Origin of the sequence: Streptomyces sp. NPDC001270, assembly GCF_042896695.1 — a bacterium.
Classification (GTDB): Bacteria; Actinomycetota; Actinomycetes; order Streptomycetales; family Streptomycetaceae; genus Streptomyces.
Window position 1 is genome coordinate 61,118 of the sequence record NZ_JBIAXM010000011.1, and the last position, 26,102, is coordinate 87,219.

The following is a 26,102-nucleotide window of genomic DNA, read 5'->3' on the forward strand; positions in this document are numbered from 1 at the left end:
GACGCGGCGGCGGGAGCGGCGGAGCCGGCCCAGCCGTCGCGTCCGGCTGTGATCACTTGTTTCGGTGTCTTGTCGCTGTGCCGGTCATTCAGTCGGCCTCCGCGGTGGAGACCGGCTCGGCGGCGCTCGCCTCGGCGCCCTGGCCGGCGGGTGCGGGCGAGCCGGTCGGCGGTACGTGCCGCAGCGCCACGGCCGCGACGACGGCGCTCACCGCGGCGATCACCGCGGCCGTGGCGGCGGCGACGTTGAGCCCGGTCGTGAACGCCTCCCTGGCCACCCGCAGCAACTCGCCGCCGACGCGGGCGGGAAGGTCCTGCGCGGCGGCCACGGCTCCGTCGAGGTTCTGCCGGGCGGCCGACTTCGCCTCGTCCGGCAGGGCGCCGGGCAGTGTGTCGGCGACGCCGCTGCGGTAGGTGGCGGCCCCGATGCTGCCGATGATCGCCACACCGAGGGAGATGCCGAGATCGTTGACGGTCGAGGCCAGACCGCCGGCCGCGCCCGCCTTCTCCGGCGGTACCGAGCCGACCACCAGGTCGGTGGTCAGCGCCATGGACGGAGAGACCGCCGGATACAGGACGATGAAGCCCGCGATGACCCAGGGCAGACCGGTGGTGCTGTCGATCTGGGTGAACAAGATGTAGCCGACCACCTGTACGGCCAGGCCCGCAGCGATCACGTTGCCGGGCCTGATCCGGCGGGCGAGGATCGGGGCGCGCATGGCGACCACGATCAGGACGAGGGCCGCCGGGAGGATCGCGACGCCGGTCCTGAGCGGCGACAGCGCCTTCACCAGTTGCAGGTACTGGGTGAACATCAGATACACGCCGCCCAGGCCCATGGCCGAGAGGATGAAGACGCCGAGGGCCCCGCTGACCGTGCGGTTCTTGAAGAGGCGGACGTCCAGGAGCGGCTCGGCGGTGTGCAGTTGGCGGAAGACGAACCCGGCGCCGAAGACCACTCCGACCACGACGGACAGTGCCGAGAGCGCCGGTGAGTCGGTGGTGGCGAAGGACTTCACGCCGTAGATCAGCGGCAGCAGCGTCAGCAGCATGAGCAACGCGCTGACCAGGTCGAGCCTGCCGTTCCTCGGTCCCTGGTGGCCCGGCAGCAGCAGCGGCGCGCCGATGGCCACGACCGCCATGACCGGGACGGCGACCAGGAAGGTGGCCCGCCACGAGAACATTTCGAGCAGCAGGCCGCTGAGCAGGGGGCCGAGCGCGACGCCGGCCGAGATGGCCGCCGCCCAGGTGCCGATGGCGACCCCCCGCTGCTTCGGGTCCTGGAACATCGTGAAGATCAGGCCGAGTGTGGTGGGCATCTGCATGGCGGCGGCGATACCGAGCAGGGCGCGCCAGACGATCATCAGCGCCGGGGAGTCCGTGAAGGCGGCCGCCACCGAGACCGCACCGAACAGCACGGCCCCGACCATCAGCAGGTTCCGGTGCCCGAAGCGGTCGGCCACGGTGCCCATCAGTACCAGCAGGCTGGCCATCAGGAAGCCGTAGATGTCCAGGATCCACAGGGTCTGCGCGCTGCTCGGCCGCAGATCCGCCGCGAGGTAGGGGATGGCCAGGAACAGGATGGTCAACATCATGAACAGCAGGAGCGCGGGGAGGACCAGCAGGCCCAGCGCCGCCCACTCCTTGCCCCCCGCTCGTAACTGCCGAGTTCCTGCCGTAGACATCGGTACTCCTCTCCTCGTCGAGACCCGCGGCGCCGCCGTGCCCGAGGCCCGGTCGCACACGCGTGGGCATACCCCCTTGGGGTAGCGCTAGAAAAATAGGGGTAGGGGGTATGGGTGTCAAGCCAACCGGTCCTCCGTTGCCGGGACTTCGACGAGGTCAGCCGGGGTCGAGGTCACGGGCCAGGCAGTTCCAGAAGTCGGCCTCCAACGAGTGCACGGTCAGGGCGCAGCGCAGCGCGGCGCCCGGGTCGTCTCCACCGGCCAGCCCGTGCTCCAGCGTGGCCGCCGCCCGGTCCAGGAGGGGCTGCGGCGTCTCGGCGAAGAAGCGGAAATGTCCGAGCGCCCGTTCCTCGAAGCCGTACCGGGACGCCAGCGCGTCGGCCACGCGGGTGTAGGTCTCGCCGGACTCCGCCACGTTCGCCAGCAGGGCGAGGGCGACCTCGCCACAACCGCCGGACCGTGCGGATCGCGCCAGGTGGCGCGGATACGCCTGGGCCGCCGGCTGGGACTCGTAGGCACGCAGTTCCCCCTCCCGCAGGCCCAGCGCGGTCGTGAAGTCGAGGAGGAGGCTCAGTGCCTCGGCCTCGCCCTCGGCCATGGCCCGGTACAGCTCTCCCGCCGGAGCGGAGGGGAAGCGGGTCGCGAGCAACGCGAAGCTGCGGCGGTCACTGCCCACGAGGTGATACAGCTCCCCGGCGAGCTGCCGCAGCCGTTCCCCGGGCACGCGGCCACGTTCCAGCACGTCGAGGAAACGGTTGGGGCGGGCTTCCGCCGAGATGCGTTCCCGCGCTGCCGCGAGGACATCCGGCACGGTGTTCACCGAGCCCTCCTCACCGGTCCGTCGGTGGTTCGCGCGGTGGCCGCCGCGCCGGTCGGCCGGATGACCCGCCGCAGGTTCGGGCCGGTCGCGGGTCCGGGCTCCGGCCGGGCGATCCACGGCCCGTCGGTGGAGGGGTCCGGCACCCCGTCCTCAAGCCAGACGTGGTGGCCCGCCAGTACGCCGGCCGCGGTCTCCCGGTCCGCCTCGTCGGTGTTGTCGGCCAGCCGGTCCAGCAGGTGAGCGACCCGCAGCCGGGCCTGACGGCAGAAGGCGTCGGCGAGCCGTCCGGCGGCGGAGTCGGCGCCGCCGAGGGCCTCGGCGTAGACGCAGCCGGCACTCATCGCGTACAACTCGGCGCCGGCGTCCACGATCCGGCCCAAGAACCGCTGGCGTTCGTCGAGTCCGGCTGCCGGGCCACCGGCGACCAGGGCGAGTTCGCCGGCCAGCCGCCGGCAGGTCCGTTCGACGAACGCCAGGTGACCGCCCAGGGGGCCGCCGCCGTGGCGCGCCGGGCCGCCGTCGGGCACTGGCTCCTGGGGGGCGGAGCGGTGGAGGTCGATCAGATCGTGGGCGAGGAAGGCGCGCAGCGCCTCGCTGGAGCCGTCGAAGATGCGGCCGGCCCTGGTGTCGCGCAGCAGTTGTTCGACCGGTATCCCGCGTTCCCCGCGCCCGACCGCGGATTCGGCCGTCTCGTAGCCGCGACCGCCCCGGATCTGTACGAGTTCGTCCGCGACGGCACATGCCTGCTCCGACGCGAACAGTTTGGCCAGCTCCGCGTCCAGCCGGGTGTCGGTGCCGGCCCGCTCCGCGCGCCGGCCGATGACCTCGACCATCGCCTCCAGGGCGAACGCGGTGGCCGCGATGAACGACAGCTTGCCTGCGACCGCGTCATGACGGCCGATGGGCCGGCCGAACTGCACCCGGGCCGCGCTCCACTGCCGGGCGATCCTCAGGCTCCACTTCGCCGCGGCGGCGCACACCGCCGGCAGCGAAAGCCGTCCGGTGTCCTGGGCGCGCAGGGCGACGGTCAGTCCCTCGCCCTCCGCGCCGATCCGGTTGCGTGCCGGGACGACCACCCGGTGCAGGCGGACGCAGCCGTTCTCCAGGCCGCGCAGGCCGAGGAAGGAACTGCGGTGCTCGACCGTCACCCCGGGCGAGTCGGACTCGACGACGAAGGCCGTCATCCTGCCGTCGTCGGATCCCGGCGCGGGCACGAGCGCCAGCACCACCAGCAGGTCGGCGACCACCCCGTTGGTGGTCCACATCTTCACACCGTCGAGCACGTAGCTGTCCGTGGCCGGGTCGTGGACGGCCGTGGTGCGCATCCGGTACGGGTCGTTGCCGATGTCCGCCTCGGTGAGGGCGAAGGCGGAGATCTCCCGGACGCACCTCGGCAGGAACTCGCGTTTCTGCTCGTCGGTCCCGAACAGCAGGACCGGCTGGGCGAGCCCGATGGCCTGGTGGGCGGCGAGCAGTTCGCTCAGCGCCGGATGCGTCGTGCTGGTGATCATCAGTGCGCGGTGGTAGCAGACGGAGGACAGCCCGAGCCCTCCGTACCGCCTGGGTATCTTGATGCTCAGCGCGCCGAGGTCCTTGAGTCCTTCGACCACGTCGTCGGGGATGCGGTCGTCGCGCTCGATCGCGGCACTGTCCACCTCCTTCTCGCAGAAGGCGCGCAGCCGCGACAGGAACCGCTCCTCCGCCTCCGCCAGGCGCCGTGGATCGCCCTCGGGAAGGGTGAGGAGGTCCGTGGCCGCCCGGCCGAGGAACAGCCCGGCGGCGAAACCCGGCCGGAGGGCCGTCGTCCGGTCGGCCTGCTGCTCCGGCGTCTGTTCCGCCGTCATGCCGCGGCCGTGGGGACGGCCTGGATGACCGACAGCGGCCCGGCCTGCCCGAGCCCGACCGACCGCACGGTGAACCCGGTCTCCGCGAGCAGCGCCCGGAACTCGCCCTCGGTGCGCTCCTGGCCGCCGGTCATGACCATCATGTTGATGTCGGTGAAGTAGGCGACGGGCACGGCGGTGTCCGCGGTCTCGGGCAGCAAGGTGCCGACGATCAGCAGGGTGGCCGCCGCGGGCATGTGGGCCCGTACGGTGCGCAGGATGGCGCGTGCCTCGTCGTCACCCCAGTCCTGGAAGACGCTCTTGATGATGTAGAGGTCACCCTCGCCCGGCACGGACTGGAAGAAGTCACCGGCCCGGACGTCGCAGCGGTCCGAGAGGCCGGCCTTGCCGAGGGCCGCAGCCGCCTCGGCCACGCCGCTGGGGCTGTCGAAGACGATACCCCGCAGCTCGGGCCGGGCCGTCAGGATCGCGGTGAGCAGGGTGCCGTCACCGCCGCCGAGGTCCACCACGGTGCCGGTCGCCGGGAAGTCGTATCCCGCGGCGAGCTGCCCGGCGGAGATCCTGGACTCCTCGCTCATCGCCTCGTTGAACAGCGTGCTGGTCTCGCCGTGCTGGGCCAGCCAGTCGTAGACGCCCATCCCGTGGACGTGGTCGAAGGCGCGTTCGCCGGTGCTGACGGTGTGGTGCAGGCTCTGCCAGGACGTGAGGAAGATGGGGTGGCAGAACATCCTGGCGAAGTTGTGGAGGGAGTCAGGGGAGTCGGCGCGCAGCTGGGAGCCGATGCCGGTCAGCGTGAAACGCCCCGGCTCGGGTTCCTCGGCGATGCCGACGGCGACCAGCGTGCGCAGGAGGCGTCGGAGCGACGGTTCGTGGGTGCCGGTCGTGGCGGCCAGTTCCGCGCCGGTGCGGGAGCCGGTTCCGATCAGGTCCGGGAGCCCGAGTTCCGTGGCCACACCGATCGCGTGCGCCGTCATGTATCCGCCGATCCGCTCGATCAGGGCCGCGCGGAGGTTCAGTTTCCCGGTGGCGAGGACGTCCTGGGGAGTCGTGCTGCTCATGGGAGGTCGTACTCCTTGTCGTCGGTGTCGCTGAAGGTGTGTCGGTCAAGGTGTGTCGGTCAAGGTGTGTCGGTCAAGGTGTGTCTTCAGCAGGTGTGCGAAGTGGTCCGGGTTACGGAGCCGTCCGGTGTGCGGAGCCGTCCGGTGTGCTGGGTTCCGGGCGTGGCGTCGTCATGGCCGGCGGCCGGTGAGGTGGTGTCTGACCCAGACGTTGGGTTCGACGTAGACGGCGTAGTCGTGCGTGGTGCTCACCGTGAGCGGGGTCAGGGCGCCGGGCAGTTCCACCGGACCGTCGGCGTCCAGGGGAAGCCCGGTCCACTCGCGCCACTGCGCGAGGCTTCCGGAGACGGTCATGGACGCCGGGCACACCTTCAGTACCTCGCCGCCGACCCTCATGTGCACGCGCAGCCAGGGATCCTCGGGCAGCCCGTCGGGCCGCCTCAGTGCCAGGTAGTCGGCGAGCGGCAGCTCCTGGTGCTGGTGCTTGCGGCTGGGGCGGACCGGGACGACGAGATGCCGGAAGCCCCGCTCGCGCGCGTGGTCGGCGAGGGCCCGCAGCGTGTACGCGGACAGGTTCTGCGCACGGCGGTCCGGGACGACGGCTATCTCCAGCGCACACAGGGCGGTGAGTTCCCGGCCGGCCCGGGTGTCGGACAGGCACTGGCGCAGCGTCTCGTCCCAGCCGGCGTCCGGCAGGTGGTCGGGGTCGCCGTCCCAGGCGAAGGGCACGCTGGCGGCTCGGGCGACGACCTCGTCCTGTTCGTCGACCACGACGAGCTGGTGCGCGGCGTGGGCGTCGAACGCCCAGTCCACGAGGAGCGGTTCGGGGCGGATGTAGGCGGGCCACGACGATTCCATGGTGATCATCGCCTCTTCCAGTTCGGGTCTGTCGGCGAGGCTGATCACCCGCAGATCGGTGCTGGTGCTGCTGGCGGTAGCGGACATGGGTCTCTCCCGTCGGCGGGCGTGGTCGTGGCCGTCACTCGGCGAGGCGGCGGGCGGGCAGTCGCTCCGTGCTCAGCGGCCGGCTCTCCGGCCGCTGAGCCAGCAGGCCGATGTACTGCCGCCGGGGTATCGGGCGGGCGCCCAGGAGCCGGACGTGTTCGCCGTCGCGCTGAACGTCGACGGCCAGTCCGCCGGCCTCGGCGAAGCGTCGGGTCAGGTCGGCGACCGCGGTCTTGCCCGCCCCGCTGCACCGGGTGAACTGGGAGTCGGCGCTGAACACGGCGCCGATCCGGACGCCGTAGGTGCCGCCGACCAGTTCGTCGCCGTCCCAGACCTCGACGCTGTGCGCGTGGCCCAGCTCGTGCAGCAGGCACAGACCTCGCAGCAGGTCGTCCGTGAGCCAGCGTTCGGTGCGGTCCGCGCGGCACCGGCGGACCACCTGCTCGAAGCAGGCGTCCGCGGTCGTCGTCCAGTCGCTCCTGGTGCGCAGTTGGCGGCGCAGGCTGCGCTGCAACCGGGTCTGTCCGACGCGGATGACGGGCCGCGGATCCGGTGCGCACCAGGCGATCGAGAAGGGTTCGTCGCAGCCGGGGATCACCTTCACGAGACCCGCCTCGACCTGGGCCTCGTACATCAGCTCGTTGACGATGCGCTGTTCGGCCGTGCCGGCCGGGAAGGGGTACAGGCCCCGCTGGTAGGCGGCGAGCAGGGACCGTGGGCCCAGGTCTCCGCCGAAGGCGACGGGGCCGTCCGCGGGAGCGCCGACGACGTCGAGCGATTCCCATGAGCTGCCGGTACGGGCCGGCGTTCGGATGTACACGGCCGCCTCACAGGAAATCGATGGAGGTCAGGTACCGGATGTAACGGTCGAGCATGTCCGCGTCCACGGGCGGGATCTCGATTCCGCTGCCGTGCAGCATGTGCTCGACGTTGTGCCGGGAGAAGACGGGGAAGGTCGTTTCGAGGTACATCTCGGCGACGCTCATCTCGCCGGTGGAGCATCGGTCGATGAACAGCGGGGCGAAGGGCGTCATGGGGTGGTCGGGCTGTTCGACCGCGGTCTTCACGATGCCGTCGGTCCACTGTTCCCAGGGGATCTCCCGGATCGTGTGGCCGTGCGCGCGCAGCCGCTCGACGAGGAGGGAGACGTTCACTTTTCCGGGGTTGGTCAGGTGGTAGACCTCGCCCGCGGGGAGCCGGCTCGACGCGATGTGCAGCAGTGCGGCCGAGTAGCAGTCGACCGGCGTGTAGTCCAGCGGGAGTTCGGCGATGGGCGCGGTCCCGGTGTCGACGATGAACTTCTTCATCGCGCACATCTCGGTCGCCGTGTTCCAGGCCCCGGTGACCCGGTCGCCGGAGATGTCGGCGGCCCGGTAGATGGCGACCGGCAGTCCCTCCTCGGCCGCGTTCAGCAGCAGCCTCTCCGCCACCCACTTGCTCTCGACGTAGCCGACGGAGAGCCGGTCGGGGTGGGCCAGGGGTGTCTCCTCGGTGACGTGCCGGACCCCGGCGGTGCCGAAGCCGGAGATCACGGCCATGGTGGAGACGTAGTGGATGGGAATGTTCCGGTAGCGTCCGGCCATCCGGATGATCTCCCGGGTGCCCTCGACGTTCGTGGGGCGCATGTGGGAGTACGGGTAGATGAAGTTGACCAGCCCGCCCGGGTGGTGGATGACGTCGACGGTCTTCGCGTAGTGGTCGAAATCCTGGTCCGAGAGGCCGAGTCGCGGCTGGTCCAGGTCGCCGGGAACGGCGCAGATCCGTCCGGACGCGCGGTGCTCGTCCAGGTCGTCGTCCAGGTAGCGCCGTGCGGTGCTCTGGATGCGCTCCATCGCGTGGCGGGCGTCGCGGGCGCGCACCAGGCAGTGCACGGTGGCGCCGGTGGTCGCCAGCAGGTCCCGCAGCAGGTAGCTGCCGAGGAAGCCGCTGGCTCCGGTGAGGAGGACGTGGGAGGGGTCCGCCCACGACGTCTCGTCCGTGGGCCGGGCCTGGATCGGTACGCCGACGGCCGTGTCGGCGCCGAAGTCGGCCTGGGCCGCGGTGTCCGCGCCGAGTGTGCCGGCTCGGGCCGATTCCACCGCCGCGGCGAAGCCGCGCAGGGTCGCGTCGTCGAGGAGGAGCCGGATCAGGGGACGCACCTGGGTGATCAGGATGCCGAGCGAGGCCCTGGCCTTCGCCAGGAGCTCGGCGGCGAGTATCGAGTTCCCGCCGAGGTCGAAGAAGTTGTCGCCGGGTTCGACCGAATCGACGTCGAGCACCTGGCACCACAGGCCGGCCACGGCACGCTCGACCAGACTCGTGGCGGGTGCCCCGCCGTCGGCCGTCGGACCGGCCGCCGGGAGCTGCGACGGCTCGGGCAGGGCGGCGAGGTCGATCTTGCCGTGCGCCGTCACCGGCATCTCGTCGAGCTGCACGAACCTGGCCGGGACCATGTAGGCGGGCAGGTGGCGGGCGGCGAAGGCGCGCAGTTCGCCCGGGTCGAGCCGGTGGGGGGTGTGCCGCGCGGTGAAATAGGCGGCGATCTGTGCTTCGCCCTTGTGGCTGAAGGCCGTCACCGCGGCGTCGTCGATGAGGTCGTGCGCCGACAGGGCCGCCTCGATCTCGGCCGGCTCGATGCGGAATCCCCGGACCTTGATCTGCCGGTCGGCCCGTCCTACGACTTCGAGGTTGCCGTCGGCCGTCCAGCCGCCGAGGTCGCCGGTGCGGTACACGGGTCCGGTGCCCGCCGCCGCTCCGGGCAGGGTGCGGAATCGCCGTCCGCCGCGGGCCTCGTCGCCGAGGTAGCCCTGCGCGACGCCGGGTCCGCCGAGGTAGATCTCGCCGTGCTGCCGTGGCGGGACGGGGTTCAGGTCCTCGTCCAGCACGTGTACGACGGTCTGCGGCAGCGGCCGTCCGACGGGCGCGGGACCCTGGGCCGGCAGCACCGCCGGGGTGATCTCCATGGTGCACGAGGTGATCGTCGTCTCGGTCAGCCCGTAGGCGTTGACCAGCCGGGAGCCGGGCATCAGCCGCAGGGCGGTCCGGCAGTCCTCGGCGTGCACCGCGCTGCCGCCCACGATGGTGAGCCGCACCGGCAGGTCGGCCGGGGTGCGGGCCAGTTCGGCGAGGAAGGCACGCCAGTAGGGCGGGGTCAGGTCCATGATCGTCACGCCGAGCGACACGAGCCGCTCGGGCAGTTCGCTCGGCGCCCAGGTGTACTCGGGCAGGACGAGTGTCGCCCCGTTGAGCAGCGTGTTGAGGATCTGCTCGATGGAGGTGTCGAAGGACAGCGCGGCGAACTGGAGGACCCGGTCGTCCGGTCCGACGCCGTACCGTTCGTTCACGCTCCGGCACAGGTAGCCGAGGGAGGCGTGGCCGACCCGCACGGCCTTCGGGGAGCCCGAGGAACCGGAGGTGTAGATGATGTACGCGGTGTCCGAGGCCGCGACGCCGGTCGGGGGCGGGCCGGTGGGTAATTCCGCGGTGTCGTCGGCGTCCACGCACAGGGTCGCCACCGAGAGTCCGGCGAACCGGTGCTCGCTGCCGGAACGCGTGACGGCGACCGCGCAGCCCGTCTCCTTGACGTAGGCCGCGATCCGGTCGTCGGGGAGACCTGGTTCCACGGGCAGGTAGGCCGCCCCTGCTTTGAGGGTCGCGAGGAACGACACGACGAGGTCGATGGAACGCTCCAGGTGGACCATGACCACCGAGCCGCGTCCGGCCCCGAGAGTCTGCAGTCGGTGGGCGAGTTGGTTTGCCCGTCTGTCGAGTTCGGCGTAGCCGATCCGGCGGCCGTCGTGTTCGACCGCCGTCGCGTCGCGCCGAGCGGCCGCCACGGCGGCAAAGCGATCATGTATGAGCGGCTTCCCGATGGTGTCCATGTGTCCTCTCGTCCAGTGCGGGTGCGGAGAACGCCGACTGCCCGTCAGCGCTTCGAAGGCATGCCGAAATGCACGCCGAGAATTGCGCCGACCCGGGATGCGTTCAGGCAGCAGGCCGAGTCGCTGAGTATGAATCCGACAATTGATTACGGGAATCGAAAGGAACGAGCGGCTTGGCTCATCGCTCCGGTGAGTTCTGGCGGGAGCGCCGAACGGCCGCGCGGAAATGGGCCCGGTCGGCCCTAGGAAATCGAGTGGGTGAGGTCATCGGCCGCGGTGGAAAGGTGCGGCGATACGCTCATACGCTGCGGTATCCGGACGCGATCGGTACATGCATCATCGCTGTCTCCATCGTTTGCCGTCCCCCATCTTCAACCGAACGCCACGTTCGTCGGTGAGTTGCAGCACCCCGGCACGATCAGACGTCCGTCTCCCATTCCGGAGCCCCGGCTGGTGCGGATGACGCGAGCTGCTGTGGCTGGTGATCGACCGGCACCGACGTGTGCTCTGTTGCGACCGTGCAGAGAAAACCCTACGGGGGTAGCTCTTGTCAATGGGGACAAAAACGAAGATCACGGTTCCAGAGGAGGGGTAATAGCGGAGGCGCGCGTGTCACTTGTGTGGAAATCCCACACCGGCACCGCCGCCATCAGGCATGTGGGGCAGGGCACGAACCGCAGGCACCTGGCCGACCCGCGCCCTCCGGGGCGGCGCGGCGGCCGGGCCGGCTCCCGCCGCCGCACGGTCAGGATGTTGTTTCCCCTAGGGGGTATGGGTATAAGTGGTCCGGCACCCCGGCGCGCGCCAGTGGCCACATCAGCCGCACGGACACGCCCGCCACGAGGGAACCACCACACCACTCGGGGGAATTCTCATGTCGTCCTGCCGTACGTCCGGTGATCCTCACTCGCCCTCGGGAGCCGACGGGTTCGGCAGCGGCGGCAGGTGTCGCGTCGTCCACCGCGCCCGGGAATGACCAGCGGCCGTCGCACGCCGTCCCCGTTGGCCGGGACCGGCAGGCACCGGCCGGGACCGGCACCCCCTGGCCAGGATCGGCATCCCGTGGCCGGGACCGGCGCGGATCAACCCGGAGGCGTCACCGGAAGGGCACCGGGCCGAAGCGATTCCTGGTGCTGTGTCAGGTCCGCGGGCGGTTTCCCCGTTCCTGACGGGGCGGGGTCTGCCGGGCGGGTGCGCTCGGCAGCGGCAGGTGCGCCGCCTCGTACGGGGCGAGGCCGTAGCGGACTCCGGGCTGCGGACTCCGGGCTGCGGGCTGCGGGCTGCGGCGGCTCGGGGGCGGAACGGCGCGGCCCGGACATCCGCGGCGCGGAGGTGAGGTCACCGGTGACGCCGCGGCGCCAGTCCCGCTGACGTCCGGCTCGGCCACGTCGGTCACCCGCTCCGGGAACCGAAGGACGGAGGTGTGGTCGAAGGTCTCCGACGCCCGCGGGCAAGGCCGGGCCCGGAGCCGAGCTTCCGCACCGGGGGCGGGATCGCGGCGCGCGGCCCTGTCCCCGCGGTCGAGAACGGCACCCATCCCGCGATCAGAGTGCCGCACATCACCCTTATGCCGCGATCGAGGTGCCCGCGCACAGAAATTCCACCACGGGACGACCTTCCACGGCCCCGACACCGTCGGCCCCTCAGGAAGCGCGGCCGTGTCCCTCCCCGGCTAAAGTTACCTGCAACAACCAACGATTTTCCCCGGCGATTGCCGCGGCGGGGAGGGGATGGGGAATCGCAGCAGTGGCCATAGCCGACAGCACCTCAAGGCAGCCGCGGCGGGCCGCAGGACCCGGACCGCACTACAAATGGATCGCCCTCTCCAACACCACGCTCGGCGTGCTGATGGTGATGATCAACCAGTCGATCGTCCTCATCGCCCTGCCCGACATCTTCCGCGGTATCCACCTCGATCCGCTCGACCCGTCGAACACCAGCTACCTGCTGTGGATGCTGATGGGCTTCATGGTGGTCACCGCGGTCCTGGTGGTCACGTTCGGCAGGCTGGGCGACATGTTCGGCCGGGTGCGCATGTACAACATGGGCTTCGCGGCGTTCACCGTGTGCTCGATCATGCTCTCGGTGACCTGGATGCACGGCAGCGCGGGCGCGATGTGGCTCATCGCCTGGCGGGTCCTGCAAGGCATCGGCGGCGCGCTGCTGTTCGCGAACTCCACCGCGATCCTCACCGACGCCTTCCCCGCGAAGCAGCGCGGCACGGCCCTGGGGATCAACTCCATCGCGGCGATCGCCGGCTCGTTCCTGGGACTGATCCTGGGCGGGGTGCTCGCGCCGGTCGACTGGAAGATGATCTTCCTGGTCTCGGTGCCGTTCGGCGTCTTCGGCACCATCTGGGCGTACCTCAAGCTGCATGACACCGGCGTGCGCCGCAGGGCCCGCATGGACTGGTGGGGCAACATCACCTTCGCCGTGGGCCTGATCTCCGTACTGGTCGGCATCACGTACGGCATCCAGCCGTACGGATCGAGCACCATGGGCTGGTCCAACCCCTGGGTGCTCGCCGCGCTCATCGGCGGCGTGCTGGTCCTCGGGGTGTTCGTCGTCATCGAGCAGCGGGTCGCCGAACCGCTCTTCAGGCTCTCGCTCTTCCGGCTGCGGGCGTTCACCGCGGGCAACATCGCCAGCCTGCTCACCGCGCTGGGCAGGGGCGGGCTTCAGTTCATGCTGATCATCTGGTTGCAGGGCATCTGGCTGCCGCTGCACGGCTACAACTTCGAGAAGACGCCGCTGTGGGCGGGCATCTACATGATTCCGCTGACCGTGGGCTTCCTGCTGTCGGCGCCGCTGTCCGGCTATCTGTCGGACCGGGTGGGCCCCCGGTACTTCACCGTCGGCGGCGCGCTGCTCACCGCCGTGAGCTTCCTCGCCCTGATGGGGCTGCCCACCGACTTCGACTACTGGGTCTTCGCGCTGCTCATCCTGGTGAACGGCCTGGGCTCCGGGCTGTTCGCCTCGCCCAACCGCGCCGAGATCATGAACGCGGTCCCCGCGGAGTCGCGGGGCGTCGGCGCCGGGATGACCGCGACGTTCCAGAACTCCTCGATGGTGCTGTCCATCGGCATCTTCTTCAGCCTGATGGTCGCGGGGCTCTCGCACACCCTGCCGCACACCATGCAGACCGGCCTGGTCCAGCAGGGCGTTCCGGCCGGCGAGGCCACGCAGTTGTCGCAGCTGCCGCCGATCGCCGTGCTGTTCGCCGCGTTCCTGGGTTACAACCCCTTCCAGCAGTTGCTCGGGGGACACCTTGCCGGGCTGCCGGACGGCGGGCGCACGCTCACCAGCAAGGAGTACTTCCCGCATCTGATCTCCGGCCCGTTCCACAAGGGCCTGGTGATCGCGTTCTGGTTCGCGGTGGCCGCCTGTGTCGTCGCGGCCGTCGCCTCGCTGCTGACGGCCCGGCTCGACCGCCGGCCCGGGAGGCGGCCGGTGGAGCCGCTGGGCGGTGAGCTTGCCGCGGTCTCCGGCGAGGCCACCGGCATCGACGAACTGGTCGTCCCGGGCGACGCGCTGCCCCGGAAGTACGGTTCGACCGCCACCCCGGCCAGGTCCGACGACCACGGATCCTGACCGGACGGGGCCCGAGAACACTGCCGCAGGGCCTGATCGTCTCCGTGGGCTGGGCCGCCGAGCCGGAGCCCGTCGGCGGCCGGCCGCCGACGGACCGCGGATGACGGCCGCCGACGGGCGGCGTCGGCGGTGGCGACGGCACGGCCCGGCGGCAACGGCAGCGGCAGCGGCAGCGATGAGGAACACACGCCTGCGGGGCACCGCCGAGTCGTACGGCGGTGCCCCGCAGGGGACGGGCAGACCCGGTCAGACGCTGCGCAGCGGCACGTTGTCGTGGACCCGCTTGGGGTCGGTGACGGCGACGGGTGCGAGGATCTCCTCCATACGGGCCAACAGGTCCTTCTCCAGGACCACGCCGGACGCCTTGGCGTTCTCCACGACCTGCTCCGGGCGCGAGGCACCGACGATGGCCGCGGAGACATTGGAGTTCTGCAGCACCCAGGCCACCGCGAGTTGCGCCAATGAGAGGCCGGCCTCGGCGGCCAGCGGCTTGAGCTGCTGGACGGCCTCCAGCACCTCCTCGCGCAGCCAGCGCGCGATCGTGTCGGCGCCGCCCTTCTCGTCGGTGGCCCGCGACCCCTGCGGGGGCTGCCGACCGGGCTCGTACTTGCCCGTCAGCACTCCCTGCGCGATCGGCGAGAACACCACCTGGCCCATGCCCAGTTCCTCGCAGGTGGGCACGACCTCACCCTCGATGACCCGCCACAGGGCGTGGTACTGGGGCTGGTTGGAGACCAGGGGGATGTGCAGCTCGCGCGCCAGGGCGTGCGCGCGCCGGATCTGCTCCGCGGGCCACTCCGAGACTCCGATGTAAAGGGCTTTGCCGGAGTGGACGACGTCGGCGAACGCCTCCATCGTCTCCTCCAGCGGCGTGGCCACGTCGTACCGGTGTGCCTGGTACAGGTCCACGTAGTCGGTCTGCAGACGACGCAGCGAGCCGGCGATCGACTCCATGATGTGCTTGCGGGACAGCCCCCGGTCGTTGCGGCCGGGTCCGGTGGGCCAGTAGACCTTGGTGAAGATCTCCAGTCCCTCGCGGCGCTCGTTCTTGAGCGCCTCGCCCAGCACCGCCTCCGCCCGCGTGCCGGCGTAGACGTCGGCGGTGTCGAACGTGGTGATGCCCACCTCAAGTGCCGCACGCACACATGCGGCGGCCTGCTCGGCCTCCACCTGCGACCCGTGCGTGAGCCAGTTTCCGTACGCGATCTCGCTGATGACGAGGCCGCTACGGCCGAGATGGCGATATTCCATAAGGATGAGTCCTTTGTCGGCGTGTGGGTGACCCCCCGCCGGCCGTGGTGCGCGCGCAGCACGGCCGGCCGGCCGTTCGACGCCTGGTCGGGCGTCGCCTGGAGGGACACTCGGTATCCGCTGTCATCAGATCATTTTCACGCCCGCCCGGGACAGGATGTGACTGCTCCTGCTGGACGTACTCTGCGCAGGGTCACCAAGACCGGTCCGACCCATACCGCGCGGGTATGGATGAGGACCGGATCGGTCCTTCAGGTCCGCCGCCGGACCGAATTGACTGGGAATGTCATCCGCGCCGCCGCCGGTACCCGGTCTCCGGCCGACACGACCGACGACGCCGACACGACCGACGACGTCGACGATGCCGACGCAATCGGCGCGACTCGCGCGGTCCGCGCGGCCAGGCGAGGCGGATGACTGGCAGAAAAAGGGAAAGGGGCCATCATGACCGATTCCGACGCGACGCGGCTCGTGGACATCGAGCGCCGGCTGGCACGGCTGGAGGACATCGAGGCGTTGCACCGGCTCCGCTACCGCTACCACGAACTGATCAACAGCAACGCATGGGAGGAGCACGCGGCGGAGTTGTTCACCGACGACGCGGTGATGGACTACGAGCACCTAAAACCCCTCGCGGCCGGGACGAGATCGCGGCGTTCTTCGGCGCGGCCACCGCCGGGGTGACCGGCAGCCCGTCCCCCACGGAGCCGCCGTTCGTCAAGCAGTTCGTCCACGCGCACGACGTGCGCCTGGACGAGCGCGACCCCGACCGCGCCACCGGCATCAGCTACCTGGAGGCCAAGCCGGTGTACCGGGGAGAGAGCATCCTGGTGTCCGGGCGGTTCGACGACGTGTACCGCCGCATGGACGGCCGGTGGCTGTTCGCCGAGGTGCGGCTCGGCGTCTGTTTCATGGTGCCCGCCCACGAAGGCTGGTCCTCCCCGGACCGCATCAAGATGCAGTTGCGGTGAGGCGGCCGCAGCCCTGAGCGCCCCGCCAAAAACTCCGGCCGACCCGCCAAGTCTCACCTTCTTCTTACATTCCTCGACTGAATACAGGCATTCCGGAACCCGGCCTGACCTGTGCAAAACCTGCGCAAAAGAATCATCCATGGAAGGGTCAAATCGCAGGCTGCGGTCTTCTGCCGAGCGAGCCCGATTCCTAGTCTGAGCGGCCATTGAGCGTTAATTCGGCATTCAGATAGTGAGAGGTCGCTTGACGTGGTGAACCTTGACCATGCAGCCCCCGACGTCGCCCAGGGCCGCACCTCCCTGCGGCGGGACGTCGGTCTGATCGGACTGATGTGGGCCTCGGTCGGTTCCATCATCGGGTCCGGCTGGCTCTACGGGGCCGAGAAGGCCGTCGTGATGGCCGGTCCCGCAGCGGTCATCTCCTGGCTTATCGGCGCGGTGGCCATCGTCCTGCTGGCACTCGTGCACGCCGAACTCGGCGGCATGTTCCCGGTGGCGGGCGGCACGGCCCGCTACCCGCACTACGCCTTCGGCGGCCTGGCCGGCATGTCCTTCGGCTGGTTCTCCTGGCTGCAAGCGGCGACCGTGGCCCCGATCGAGGTCGAGGCCATGATCGGCTACGCCGGACACTGGCAGTGGGCGAAGGGCTTCCAGCACGCCGACGGCACCCTGACGACCAGCGGTTTCACCGTCGCGGTCGTCCTGATGGCCGTGTTCGTCCTGGTCAACTTCCTCGGCGTGCGGATCCTCGCCCACACCAACAGCGCGGCCACCTGGTGGAAGATCGCCGTACCGCTGGCCACGATCTTCATCATCGCGGTGGGCAACTTCCACCCGCACAACTTCACCGCCCACGGCTTCGCACCGTTCGGCGCCAAGGGTGTGCTGGGCGCCATCAGTTCCAGCGGCATCATCTTCGCCCTGCTCGGCTTCGAGCAGGCGATCCAGCTGGCGGGCGAGAGCCGTGACCCGAAACGCGACCTGCCCCGCGCCACCCTCGGCTCGGTCGCCATCGGCGCGGTCATCTACGTACTCCTCCAGGTCGTGTTCATCGGCGCACTCCCGCTCGGCTCCTTCGCGCACGGCTGGGCCAAGCTCGACTTCCCGGGCATCAGCGGCCCCTGGGCCGGTCTGGCCACGGTGGTGGGCCTCGGCTGGCTGAGCGTGGTGCTGTACATCGACGCCGTGATCTCCCCCGGCGGCACCGGCCTGATCTACACCACCGCGACCTCGCGCGTCTCCTACGGCCTGTCCAAGAACGGCTACGCGCCCAAGGTCTTCGAGAAGACCGACGCCCGCGGTGTGCCGTGGTTCGGCCTGATCATCTCCTTCGTGACCGGCGTGGTCTGCTTCCTCCCCTTCCCGAGCTGGCAGCAACTGGTCAGTTTCATCACCTCCGCGAGCGTCCTGATGTACGCCGGTGCTCCGCTGGCCTACGGCGTCTTCAGCGAACGGCTTCCGCGCCACGAACGCCCCTACCGGCTGCCCGGCGGCAAGGTGATCTCGCCGCTGTCCTTCGTGGTGGCCAACCTCATCATCTACTGGTCCGGCTGGGACACGCTGTGGCGGCTGGGCGTGGCGATCGTCCTCGGCTACGCGCTGCTCGGCGGCTACGCCTGGTACGCCAGGAGCAAGGACCTGCCGGACGCGCCCCGACTGGACTGGCGGGCTGCCCAGTGGCTGCCGCCCTACTTGGCCGGCATGGGCCTGATCTCCTGGCAGGGCGGCTTCGGCGGACAGGGCCACATCGGCCTGTGGTGGGACATCCTGGTGATCGCGGCCTTCTCCCTGGCCATCTACTACTGGGCCAAGGGCACCGCGTCCCGGCCCGAGGAGATCGAGCGGAGCATCGAGGAGGTCACGATCACCGAGGCCCCGGCCCACTGATCCGCCCGTACGGACGCCCCTTCCCCTTCCCCCTGAACACGGGCGCAGGCCGTGCGCGGCCTGCGCCCGTCGCATCACCTTCCGCTGTACTCTGAGCCGGATCCGGACAAGCGTCGATTTCCGCTTTTTCAGCTGTTTTCCGGCCGTCGACGCCGGACACGGCATCAGGGACCCACGATCGCATGCCTTCTGACCGACGGTCAGCGGGGCCGGTCCTGGTCAGGCCGTCTCTCCTGCCCCGCGGGCGACGCCGAGAGGGGAAGGCCCTGCTGGCGCGGCGCGACGTTCTCGGCGGGTGGCTGGAGCGCATGCACCCCGGACATCCATGGCTGGCGCATCTGGCAGGGCAGTGGTGCGGCCCGGCCCGCACCCGGCGCAGGCCCCTGTCCTCCACCCCCGACCGCCCCGCGCCGCCAACTGCCCCCTCCCGCACCGGCGTTCGCCTCTACACTGGAGGCCGCTGTTGAACAGGGGGAATAGATGGCGACAGCCGACGGTACCAGTGGTACCAGCAGTGTGCGCCTGGCGATGACCGGTGCGGCCGACGTGGATCAGGACGAACTCGACCAGCTCACATGGGAGTTGAGGAGACAACTGCTCGAACTGGACGTGGCCGACGTACGGGTGGCACGTTCGGACGGAGCGGTGCCGGAGGGCGCCAAGCCGGGTGAACTCATCGCGGTCGGCGCCCTCGTCGTCAGTCTCGCCCCGGCCGTCCTGCGGCCCGCGCTGCGCCTGCTGGAGACCTGGATGCGCAACCGCCCCGTGCGCACGGTCAAGGTCGACGTCGACGGCCGTACCCTTGAGCTGGATCACGCCTCGGCGCAGCAGCAGCAACAGGTGCTGGACGCCTTCGTGGCGGAGCTTCGGACGCGGAGCAGGGGCGACGGGAGCCCGGCCGGATCCGACGCCACGGCGGGACTTCCGGCGGGTGCCGCGGGACCGCCCGCCGTTCAGGAGTGACCCGATGACCGACTTCCCCCTCGGCACGGGCCGCAGGGACGCCCTCCTCATCGCTACCGGAACGTACGACGACCGCACGCTCAGCACCCTGCGCTCCCCCGGCCAGGACTGCGCGGGTCTCGCCGGCGTGCTCGACGACCCCCGCATCGGCGGCTTCCACACCGAGCAGTTGAAGGATGTCCGGGCGCACGAGGCGATGCGCGCGCTGGAGCGCTTCTTCCGGGACCGCAGCCGCGACGACCTGCTCCTGCTGCACGTGTCCTGCCACGGCATCAAGGACGACGACGGCCGGCTGTACTTCGCCACCCGCGACACGGACCGCGACCTGCCCGCCTCCACCGCGATCCCGGCCGGCTTCCTGCGCGACCGCATGGAGCGCTGCCGGGCCCGTACCATCATCGTCCTCCTCGACTGCTGTTACAGCGGAGCCTTCCTGCCCGGCGCCAAGGGGGACGACCGGATCCACGTACGCGACGAACTCGGCGGGCACGGCATAGCGGTTCTGACCGCGACCAGCCGGACCGAGTACGCCTGGGAGGGCGAGCGCGTCGAATCCAAGGTGCCGCAGCCCTCGCGTTTCACGGGCGCGCTGATCGAGGGGCTGCGTACGGGCGCCGCCGATCTGAACCGGGACGGCCGGATCACCGTCACCGAGTTGTACGACTACGTGTACGAGCACCTGCACCGCTCCGGAGCGAGACAGCGGCCTCGGATGTGGGCGGACCTGGAGTACCAGGTGACCGTGGCCCGGACGGTAGCCGAGCGGGAGCGGGACACCGAGGTCCCGCCCGCACCGCAGGCGGACGTCCCGCCCGGCCCCGGGACGTCCGCCCGGACCACGGCCGCATCGGAGAGCCAGCCCTTCGCGGACGTCCTGGACGGCTTGTTCGGGAAGTCGGCGACCGGACACGCGCGGCCCGGGAGCGGTGCGCGGCAGGCGGCTCCGGAGCCGGAGGCCACAGCCGAGGCCGGGCCCCCCTACCCGGATCCGGATCCCGGGACGCAGACCGAGTGGGAAACCGGCACGGGCACGGGCACGGGCACCGGCACCGGCACGGGGACGGGCACGGAAACGGAGCAGGACTACCCCCGGCCGCGAACCCGCCGCGGCCGGGACGCCATGATCCGTGTCGAACTCGACCTGTCCGAGGCCGTGTTCGGCACGACCAAGGACATCGTGGTGGACACCGCGATCATGTGTCCGACCTGCTCGGGTTCGGGTACGGCGCAGGGCACCCGCCCCCAGAAGTGCGACGTCTGCGACGGACGCGGCAGCGCCGGGAAGACCTGGCGCAGTTCCCTCGGCAGGACCGGCCCGTCGTCGCCCTGCCGCAAGTGTGCCGGGTACGGCACGCTCCTGCCCCATCCCTGTCCGGAATGCGCCGGAGACGGACGTGTCCTCTCCCGCCGGACGCTCACCGTCAAGATCCCGGCGGGTGTCGACCACGGCACCAGGATCCAACTGGGCGGCGAGGGAGAGGCCGGGCCCGGCGGCGGTGAGGCGGCGGACCTCTATCTCGAACTCCTGGAGCGCCCGCATCCCGTCTTCCGGCGGACGGACGACGACCTGCACCGCACCCTGACCGTGCCGCGCGCCCTGGCGACGACGGGCGGTACTCTCCCCGTCGGGACACTGGACGGCAGCCACACCATCCGCATCCCGCGGGGCATCCGCAACGGCCAGACCATGCGCGTGGCCGGTCTCGGTGTCCCCCACCTCAGAGAGGGCGGCCGGGGCGACCTCCTCGCACACGTCGAGATCCGCGACTGAGCCGGCGTGCCGGGGCATCCTCGTGACCGAGGGTGTGGAAGCGGACGCTCCGGGAGCCAGGACGATCGGTAGCCTCGGTGTCATGGTGTTCGACTCCGTTCGCTTCGATCTCCAGCCCTACGCCGGTTTCGACATGGCTCGCTACGTCCGGCGGACGTACTGCAGCTGGGAGGTCTCCGGCTGGGAGTCCTTGCTCGTGCAGCGGTTCGAGCACGTCCCCGTTGCCGAGGAGCTGGAGATACCGGGCGCAGCCGATCTGCACCTGGTGCTGCCGGTCGCGGGGCGGGCGACGATGGAGGTGCGAAGTGGCGGCCGGCGGCGCCGTTACGCCTGGGTGCCGGGGCGGGTCGAGATGGGGATTCCGGGTCAAGCCGTCGTTCGCCGTTACCGCGGGGACGGATCGATGCGGAGCGTTCAGATCCATCTTCCGCGCGACACCGTCGAATCGGCCGCGGCGCAGTTGGGTGGCCGTGCGGTGGACTACGAGGCCATGGCCGCGTCCCTGGCCGCGGGGGACCCGCTGGTCGAGGAAGCGGTGCGCACGGTCGGCTCGCCGGACGGGGCCGGTGAGATGTACGCCGAGTCCGCGGCCGCCTTCCTGAGCGTGCACCTGCTCACCCGGCATGCGGGGCTGCCCGGTTCTCGGGCGTCGGCGCGGGAGGACGCGCGTGTCAGCGCGGCCGTCGCGATGATGCGCGACCGGCTGGCCGATCCGGTCACCCTGGCCGAGCTCGCCGCTGAGGTGCACCTCAGCGTCTACCACTTCGTCCGGGTCTTCAGGGAGTCCACCGGAGAGACGCCGTACCGGTTCCTCACCCGGCTGCGGATCGAGGAGGCGAAACGGCTGCTGCGCCACAGCGATCTGGCCGTCGCGCAGATCGCGCGGCGGTGCGGCTTCGCGAGCGCCGGCGCTCTGTCGGCCGCCTTCCTCCGACACACCGGAGCCCGCCCTTCCGTCTACCGCAATCCCTGACCGTCGTGCCGCAATCTCGCGCATGGGATCGGCGCCGGCCCGTGCATAGGGTTGCCGCATGATCGACAGCTCTCGCCGTCGGCAGCGCAGCCGTCGGCGAGGGCACGGGGCCGGCCGGCCCGGTGCGCGCGTTCAAGGACGCGTTCGGGCCGTACGGCGTGAGGAGTTCTGGAATGCAGTCGTACGACGTCACAGCCGAGACGACGGCGCCGCCGAGCGTGGTGTGGGCGCTGTTGCTCGACCCGCGGAGCTGGCCCGCGTGGTCGCGGGTCGAGGCGCTGGAGACGGGTCAGTCGCAGGGGCTCTCGCCCGACGGACGGGACGGCGTCGGGGCGACCCGGGCCTTCCGTACGGGGAAGACCGTCACCAAGGAGCGGATAACCGCTCTCACGTCAGGAACTCGGTTCGCGTACGAGGGCGTGGAGAATCCGCAGATGGCCGATTACCGGGCCGCTGTCGAACTGCACGGGCTGCCCGATGGCGGCACGAGGATCCACTGGCACGGTACGTACCTGGCTCGCCCGGGGATGCGCTGGTTCTTCCAGTGGTATCTCCGCCGCTTCATGCAGGCCATGGCGAGCGGACTCGCCGAGCACGCGGCCGGCGTGGACGTTCCCCCGGCCCGAGGTGACTGACCGGCCCCGAGGCGTCCGGGCATGCGCGGACGGGACGGAAACCGGGACGGGCGTGAGGTCGTCCCCTGCTCTCCGGTCCTGGGCCACTTCGTGGGCAGGGTCCCGGGCCGTGGTGGCGGTGCTCGCGGAGGCGTCGCCGTCGGGTCGGTCCGGGCCGCGGGAGAGGCCGCCCGGCCACCAGAACGGGCGGCCCGGGTCCAGGGCCAGCGCGGGGACCAGGACCGTACGGACCAGGAAGGTGTCCAGGAGGATGCCGAGGCCGACGAGGACGCCCATCTGGGCCATCGTCACCAGGGGCAGGCCCGCCAAGATCGCGAAGGTGGCCGCCAGGACGATGCCGGCGGAGGTGATGACGCCTCCGGTGCCGGTCAGGCCCTCCAGGACACCGCGGGCGTGACCGAGTCGCGCGGTCTCTTCCTGCACGCGGTGCATGAGGAAGATGTTGTAGTCGATGCCGAGCGCCACCAGGAACACGAAGCCCATCAGCGGGATCGACCAGTCGACGCCCGCGAAGCCCAGGACGTGTTCGAAGAGCAGGTTCGAGGCGCCGAGGGCGGCGGCGTACGACAGCACCACCGTCGCCAGGAGCAGCAGCGGGGCGACGAGGGCGCGCAGGAGGGCGATCAGGACGACGAGGACGACCAGCAGCACGACCGGGACGACGGTCCGCAGGTCGCGGCCGGCGGCCCGCCGGGTGTCCAGGGTCTCGGCCGTGGTGCCCCCGACCAGGGTGTCCGAGCCGCCGGCCCGGTGGACGGCGTCCCGCAGCGCCTCGATCGTGTCCTCGGCCGCCCGGCTGTCCGGGGCGTCCTGCAGCACCACGGACGTCTCAGGGTCGGGTCCGGGGCACGGACTGGGACCCGGACGACGGCGCGGTGTCCCGGGCAGGACGGCGGGGGCGGGAGGGGGCGAAGGCACGCGGCGGGCATTCGGCCTCGGCCGGGTGGTACGGCTCCGCGCTCACACGTCGGGGCAGCTCCTGTCCGTCCCCTCGGCGTGCCGGCCGCCGTCGCCGGACACCGTCACGGTCACGGTGCCGCCGGCCGGGTTCCCGATGCGGTGCGCTGCGGCGGCCGTACAGATCAGTTGTTCCGTCCCGAGGCGGGACACCGTGCCGAGGCCGGCCGGCAGCCGGATCGCGAGCGCGTCGCCCCGCACCGACACGGTCGGGCCGTCCGGCGGGGTCGGGCCGTCCGGCGGGGTCGCTCTCGGTGCCGCGGTCGCCAGGCGCACCGCGGTGGTCGGGGCCGACGGTACCTCGCTGGTGAGCGACCCCGAGGCGTCCACCGGGGCCGGGCCGCCGAAGAGCAGCCCCAGGGCCGCCTCGGCGTCTCCGGGCCGGTCGGTGGGGAAGGGCACCGCGACGAGCGCCCCGCCCCGGACGAAGTAGACCGGTGTCCTCGGTGCGATCCCGCTCGCCGGGCCGCCGGCCTGCACCACCCCGGTCTCGGGGATCCCGCAGGCGGACAGCGCGAACATCGCCGACGCGATCAGCAGCGGGACCCGGTGGGTGGCCCTCATGACCGGTCCTCCTCGGGCAGGCCGTCCCGCCGCAGCGGGAGTTCCACGGTGAACAGGGCGCCGCCCGCCGGATGGTTCGCCGCGCGGACCGTGCCCCCGTGCATCCGCACGTTCTCGGCGGTGATCGAGAGGCCGAGCCCGCTGCCCTCGGAGCGGACTCGCGCGGTGTCCGACTTGTAGAACCGCTCGAAGACGTGCGGCAGCACGTCGGCGGGGATGCCGGGCCCGCTGTCCCACACCTCGATGACCGCCTGGCGCCCGGTCCGGGTGGTACCGCGCGTGTGCAGGCTCACCCGCACCGGACGGGCACCGTGCCGCAGGGCGTTGCCGATCAGATTGGCCACGACCACGTCGAGGCGGCGCGGGTCGACGTGTGCGCGCACCGTGTCGGGCGCCGGCAGGCGGGTCTCCACCGAGTCGGACCAGCCGCGGGAGGCGAGCGTACGCCGGACGGACTCGGCGAGGTCGATCTCGTCCAGGTGCAGGACCGCCGCGTCCGCGTCGAAGCGGGAGATCTCCATCAAGTCGTCCACGAGGCGGGCCAGTTTCACGGTCTCCGCGCTGATCAGCCGTACCGCGGTGGCCGTGTCCGGATCCAGCCGGGCGGCGTCCTCGTCGAGGACGTCCGTGACCGCGGACATGGCGGCCAGCGGGGTGCGCAGTTCGTGCGAGACGTCCGCGGCGAAACGCCGGGCCTTGGCCTCCATCTCCCGCAGCTCCGCCACCGATGTCTCCAGCGCGGCGGCCGTCTCGTTGAACGTGTCGGACAGATCCGCGAGTTCGTCGGAGCCGTTGACCGCGAGCCGGGTGTCCAGACGGCCCTCGGCGATGCTGCGCGTGGCGTGCCGCAGCGCCCGCACCGGCAGCAGTACCCCGCGCGCGGCCAGCAGCGCGAGCACCACGGCGAGGGCGAGTGCCACCACCATGGCGCGTTCGACGGCGGTGACCAGGGCGTCGACGTACGCCTGCTCGACGGCCTGCGGGACGACGAGGAACACCTGGACCCCGGAGAGCACCTGCCCCTCGCCCGGTGCGTCGAAGGTGACCGGCATGCCGACGACCAGTGAGGTGTGCCCGTCCCCGCGTACCCGCTGGAAGACGGTGGCCCGGCTGGATGCGACGGCCTCCCGCACGGCCGGCGTCACCTCGGTGAAGGGGTCCCCGGCGACGGAGGAGGCGCTTCTCTCCCGGAACGTGACCAGCACCCGCCAGTGCCCCTGCGCTTCGGTGTCCGCCAGGCCGGACGCGAACCGCTGCAACGTCTGCCGGCCGGGAGGGTAGGAGAGTCCGTCGGCGAGCTGGCCGACCTGGGTGCGCAGTTGCCTGATCACCGCGTCCTGGCTCTGCTGGAGCACTCCGGTGCGCGCCTCCCTGAAGGTCAGCGCACCGGTCGTGGCCGCGGCGACGGCGGCGACGAGCCCGAAGGCCACCACCAGCCGTGGGCGCAGGCCGCGCAGCCGACGGGCCCTCATCGGGCGGCGAAGCGGTAGCCGAATCCGCGGACGGTGTGGATGTAGCGGGGTGCGCGAGGCGGCTCGTCCAGTTTCGTGCGCAGCCGTTTGACACAGGCGTCCACCAGACGGGCGTCGCCGTGGTAGTCGTGCTCCCAGACCGCCTCCAGCAGTTGCTGCCGGCTGAAGACCTGGCCGGGTGAGGCGGACAGGGTGAGCAGGAGCCGCCGTTCGGAGGGGGCGAGTGCGATCGGCCCGCCGTTCAGCGTGACGGTCAGGCCGGCCCGGTCGATGGTCAGGTCCCCGTAGCTGTCGATCTTCGGCAGGGCGGTGCCGGCGGCCGTCCCGCCGGCCCGGCGCAGGACCGCGCGGATGCGGGCGTCGAGCACCCGGGCCGGCACCGGCTTGACGACGTAGTCGTCCGCGCCCGCCTCCAGACCGACGACTATGTCCACCTCGTCGCCCCGCGCGGTCGCCATGATGATCGGCAGGGTCTGGTCGAGGACCCGTATGCCGCGGCACACCTCCAGGCCCGTCATGCCGGGCAGCATCAGATCGAGGACGACGATGTCCGGCCGGAAGGACCGCAGCCGGTCCATCCCCTCCTCACCGGTCCCGGCGGCGAGGACGTCATGGCTCTGCCGACGCAGCCCGAGGGTGACGCCCTCGCGGACGGCGCGGTCGTCTTCGATCAGCAGTACACGTGGCATGGACTCAGTATCCAAAGGGCCGCCCGCCCGGGCGGAAAACTGTTACCGATTGATCATATATGCAGGTCGAGAGCGGGCGTTATCGACTCGTTACCGCACGGGCCAGACTCGATCACATGGCGGCCACACCGTGAACGACCGTGACTGCGTACCAAGGAGATCCACCC

At 71.1% G+C, this 26,102-nt stretch carries 16 protein-coding genes and 4 pseudogenes; 8 read left to right on the forward strand and 12 right to left on the reverse strand.

Going from position 1 to position 26,102, the window contains the following annotated elements:
• Window positions 1-88 precede the first annotated feature (88 nt).
• From ACFY2B_RS19930 to ACFY2B_RS19960, 7 genes are all read right to left on the reverse strand, one after another.
• Window positions 89-1,684 (reverse strand): MFS transporter, encoded by a 1,596-nt coding sequence (locus ACFY2B_RS19930; RefSeq protein ID WP_390764415.1) that lies wholly within the window; start codon window positions 1,682-1,684, stop codon window positions 89-91.
• A gap of 157 nt (window positions 1,685-1,841) precedes the next feature.
• Window positions 1,842-2,504, reverse strand: coding sequence for a hypothetical protein (locus ACFY2B_RS19935; protein ID WP_390764416.1), 663 nt, complete (start codon window positions 2,502-2,504; stop codon window positions 1,842-1,844).
• Window positions 2,501-4,348, reverse strand: coding sequence for an acyl-CoA dehydrogenase family protein (locus tag ACFY2B_RS19940; RefSeq protein ID WP_390764417.1), 1,848 nt, complete (start codon window positions 4,346-4,348; stop codon window positions 2,501-2,503). Before ACFY2B_RS19940 ends, ACFY2B_RS19935 begins: the two co-directional genes overlap by 4 nt.
• Window positions 4,345-5,406, reverse strand: a complete 1,062-nt coding sequence (locus ACFY2B_RS19945; protein ID WP_390764418.1) for a methyltransferase — start codon at window positions 5,404-5,406, stop codon at window positions 4,345-4,347. The genes ACFY2B_RS19940 and ACFY2B_RS19945 overlap by 4 nt, the downstream gene beginning before the upstream one ends.
• A 171-nt stretch (window positions 5,407-5,577) precedes the next feature.
• Window positions 5,578-6,351 (reverse strand): N-acetyltransferase, encoded by a 774-nt coding sequence (locus ACFY2B_RS19950; protein WP_390764419.1) that lies wholly within the window; start codon window positions 6,349-6,351, stop codon window positions 5,578-5,580.
• Window positions 6,352-6,385: 34 nt separating this feature from the next.
• On the reverse strand, window positions 6,386-7,171 hold the full coding sequence (locus ACFY2B_RS19955; RefSeq protein WP_390764420.1) for a leucyl/phenylalanyl-tRNA--protein transferase: 786 nt from the start codon (window positions 7,169-7,171) through the stop codon (window positions 6,386-6,388).
• A gap of 7 nt (window positions 7,172-7,178) precedes the next feature.
• Entirely contained in the window at window positions 7,179-10,211 is a 3,033-nt protein-coding gene (locus tag ACFY2B_RS19960; RefSeq protein ID WP_390764421.1) for an amino acid adenylation domain-containing protein, read from the reverse strand.
• Between the two features lie 1,746 nt (window positions 10,212-11,957).
• Between ACFY2B_RS19960 and ACFY2B_RS19965 the strand changes: the two genes are divergently transcribed.
• Entirely contained in the window at window positions 11,958-13,802 is a 1,845-nt protein-coding gene (locus ACFY2B_RS19965) for an MFS transporter (protein WP_390764422.1), read from the forward strand.
• Between the two features lie 246 nt (window positions 13,803-14,048).
• Here ACFY2B_RS19965 and ACFY2B_RS19970 read toward each other — a convergent pair whose 3' ends face one another.
• The gene (locus ACFY2B_RS19970) at window positions 14,049-15,053 is read right to left on the reverse strand and encodes an aldo/keto reductase family protein (protein ID WP_390764423.1); all 1,005 of its coding nucleotides are present in this window, start codon (window positions 15,051-15,053) and stop codon (window positions 14,049-14,051) included.
• Window positions 15,054-15,497: 444 nt separating this feature from the next.
• Between ACFY2B_RS19970 and ACFY2B_RS19975 the strand changes: the two are divergent.
• From ACFY2B_RS19975 to ACFY2B_RS20005, 7 genes and pseudogenes are all read left to right on the forward strand, one after another.
• A pseudogene (locus ACFY2B_RS19975) lies at window positions 15,498-16,024 on the forward strand (nuclear transport factor 2 family protein).
• Window positions 16,025-16,273: 249 nt separating this feature from the next.
• Window positions 16,274-17,911, forward strand: coding sequence for an APC family permease (locus ACFY2B_RS19980; protein ID WP_390764424.1), 1,638 nt, complete (start codon window positions 16,274-16,276; stop codon window positions 17,909-17,911).
• A gap of 480 nt (window positions 17,912-18,391) precedes the next feature.
• A complete protein-coding gene (locus tag ACFY2B_RS19985; protein WP_390764425.1) occupies window positions 18,392-18,874 on the forward strand; it encodes a hypothetical protein in 483 nt (160 codons plus the stop codon).
• Between the two features lie 4 nt (window positions 18,875-18,878).
• Window positions 18,879-19,586, forward strand: a pseudogene (locus ACFY2B_RS19990) (caspase domain-containing protein); the annotation flags it as partial.
• 351 nt (window positions 19,587-19,937) lie between these two features.
• Window positions 19,938-20,636 (forward strand): annotated as a pseudogene (locus ACFY2B_RS19995) (DnaJ C-terminal domain-containing protein); the annotation flags it as partial.
• Window positions 20,637-20,727: 91 nt separating this feature from the next.
• Window positions 20,728-21,618 (forward strand): helix-turn-helix domain-containing protein, encoded by an 891-nt coding sequence (locus ACFY2B_RS20000; protein ID WP_390764426.1) that lies wholly within the window; start codon window positions 20,728-20,730, stop codon window positions 21,616-21,618.
• A 173-nt stretch (window positions 21,619-21,791) separates the two neighbouring features.
• On the forward strand, window positions 21,792-22,253 hold the full coding sequence (locus tag ACFY2B_RS20005; RefSeq protein WP_390764427.1) for an SRPBCC family protein: 462 nt from the start codon (window positions 21,792-21,794) through the stop codon (window positions 22,251-22,253).
• 114 nt (window positions 22,254-22,367) lie between these two features.
• Here the strand turns inward: ACFY2B_RS20005 and ACFY2B_RS20010 are convergent.
• The 4 genes and pseudogenes from ACFY2B_RS20010 to ACFY2B_RS20025 form a co-directional block, all read right to left on the reverse strand.
• Window positions 22,368-23,075 (reverse strand): annotated as a pseudogene (locus ACFY2B_RS20010) (MMPL family transporter); the annotation flags it as partial.
• Window positions 23,076-23,213: 138 nt separating this feature from the next.
• Complete coding sequence (locus tag ACFY2B_RS20015) at window positions 23,214-23,774, reverse strand: hypothetical protein (RefSeq protein ID WP_390764428.1); 561 nt, start codon at window positions 23,772-23,774, stop codon at window positions 23,214-23,216.
• Entirely contained in the window at window positions 23,771-25,246 is a 1,476-nt protein-coding gene (locus tag ACFY2B_RS20020) for an ATP-binding protein (protein ID WP_390764429.1), read from the reverse strand. Before ACFY2B_RS20020 ends, ACFY2B_RS20015 begins: the two co-directional genes overlap by 4 nt.
• Window positions 25,243-25,935, reverse strand: a complete 693-nt coding sequence (locus tag ACFY2B_RS20025) for a response regulator (RefSeq protein WP_390764430.1) — start codon at window positions 25,933-25,935, stop codon at window positions 25,243-25,245. The genes ACFY2B_RS20020 and ACFY2B_RS20025 overlap by 4 nt, the downstream gene beginning before the upstream one ends.
• Window positions 25,936-26,102 lie beyond the last annotated feature (167 nt).

Bases quoted from the DNA above. Each gene is read 5' to 3' on its own strand.
- ACFY2B_RS19960 (WP_390764421.1), bottom strand. From the start codon at position 10,211: ATGGACACCATCGGGAAGCCGCTCATACATGATCGCTTTGCCGCCGTG.
- ACFY2B_RS19970 (WP_390764423.1), bottom strand. From the start codon at position 15,053: ATGGAATATCGCCATCTCGGCCGTAGCGGCCTCGTCATCAGCGAGATC.
- ACFY2B_RS20005 (WP_390764427.1), top strand. From the start codon at position 21,792: ATGCAGTCGTACGACGTCACAGCCGAGACGACGGCGCCGCCGAGCGTG.
- ACFY2B_RS19930 (WP_390764415.1), bottom strand. From the start codon at position 1,684: ATGTCTACGGCAGGAACTCGGCAGTTACGAGCGGGGGGCAAGGAGTGG.
- ACFY2B_RS19945 (WP_390764418.1), bottom strand. From the start codon at position 5,406: ATGAGCAGCACGACTCCCCAGGACGTCCTCGCCACCGGGAAACTGAAC.
- ACFY2B_RS19985 (WP_390764425.1), top strand. From the start codon at position 18,392: ATGGCGACAGCCGACGGTACCAGTGGTACCAGCAGTGTGCGCCTGGCG.
- ACFY2B_RS20000 (WP_390764426.1), top strand. From the start codon at position 20,728: ATGGTGTTCGACTCCGTTCGCTTCGATCTCCAGCCCTACGCCGGTTTC.
- ACFY2B_RS20020 (WP_390764429.1), bottom strand. From the start codon at position 25,246: ATGAGGGCCCGTCGGCTGCGCGGCCTGCGCCCACGGCTGGTGGTGGCC.
- ACFY2B_RS20015 (WP_390764428.1), bottom strand. From the start codon at position 23,774: ATGAGGGCCACCCACCGGGTCCCGCTGCTGATCGCGTCGGCGATGTTC.
- ACFY2B_RS19940 (WP_390764417.1), bottom strand. From the start codon at position 4,348: ATGACGGCGGAACAGACGCCGGAGCAGCAGGCCGACCGGACGACGGCC.
- ACFY2B_RS19950 (WP_390764419.1), bottom strand. From the start codon at position 6,351: ATGTCCGCTACCGCCAGCAGCACCAGCACCGATCTGCGGGTGATCAGC.
- ACFY2B_RS20025 (WP_390764430.1), bottom strand. From the start codon at position 25,935: ATGCCACGTGTACTGCTGATCGAAGACGACCGCGCCGTCCGCGAGGGC.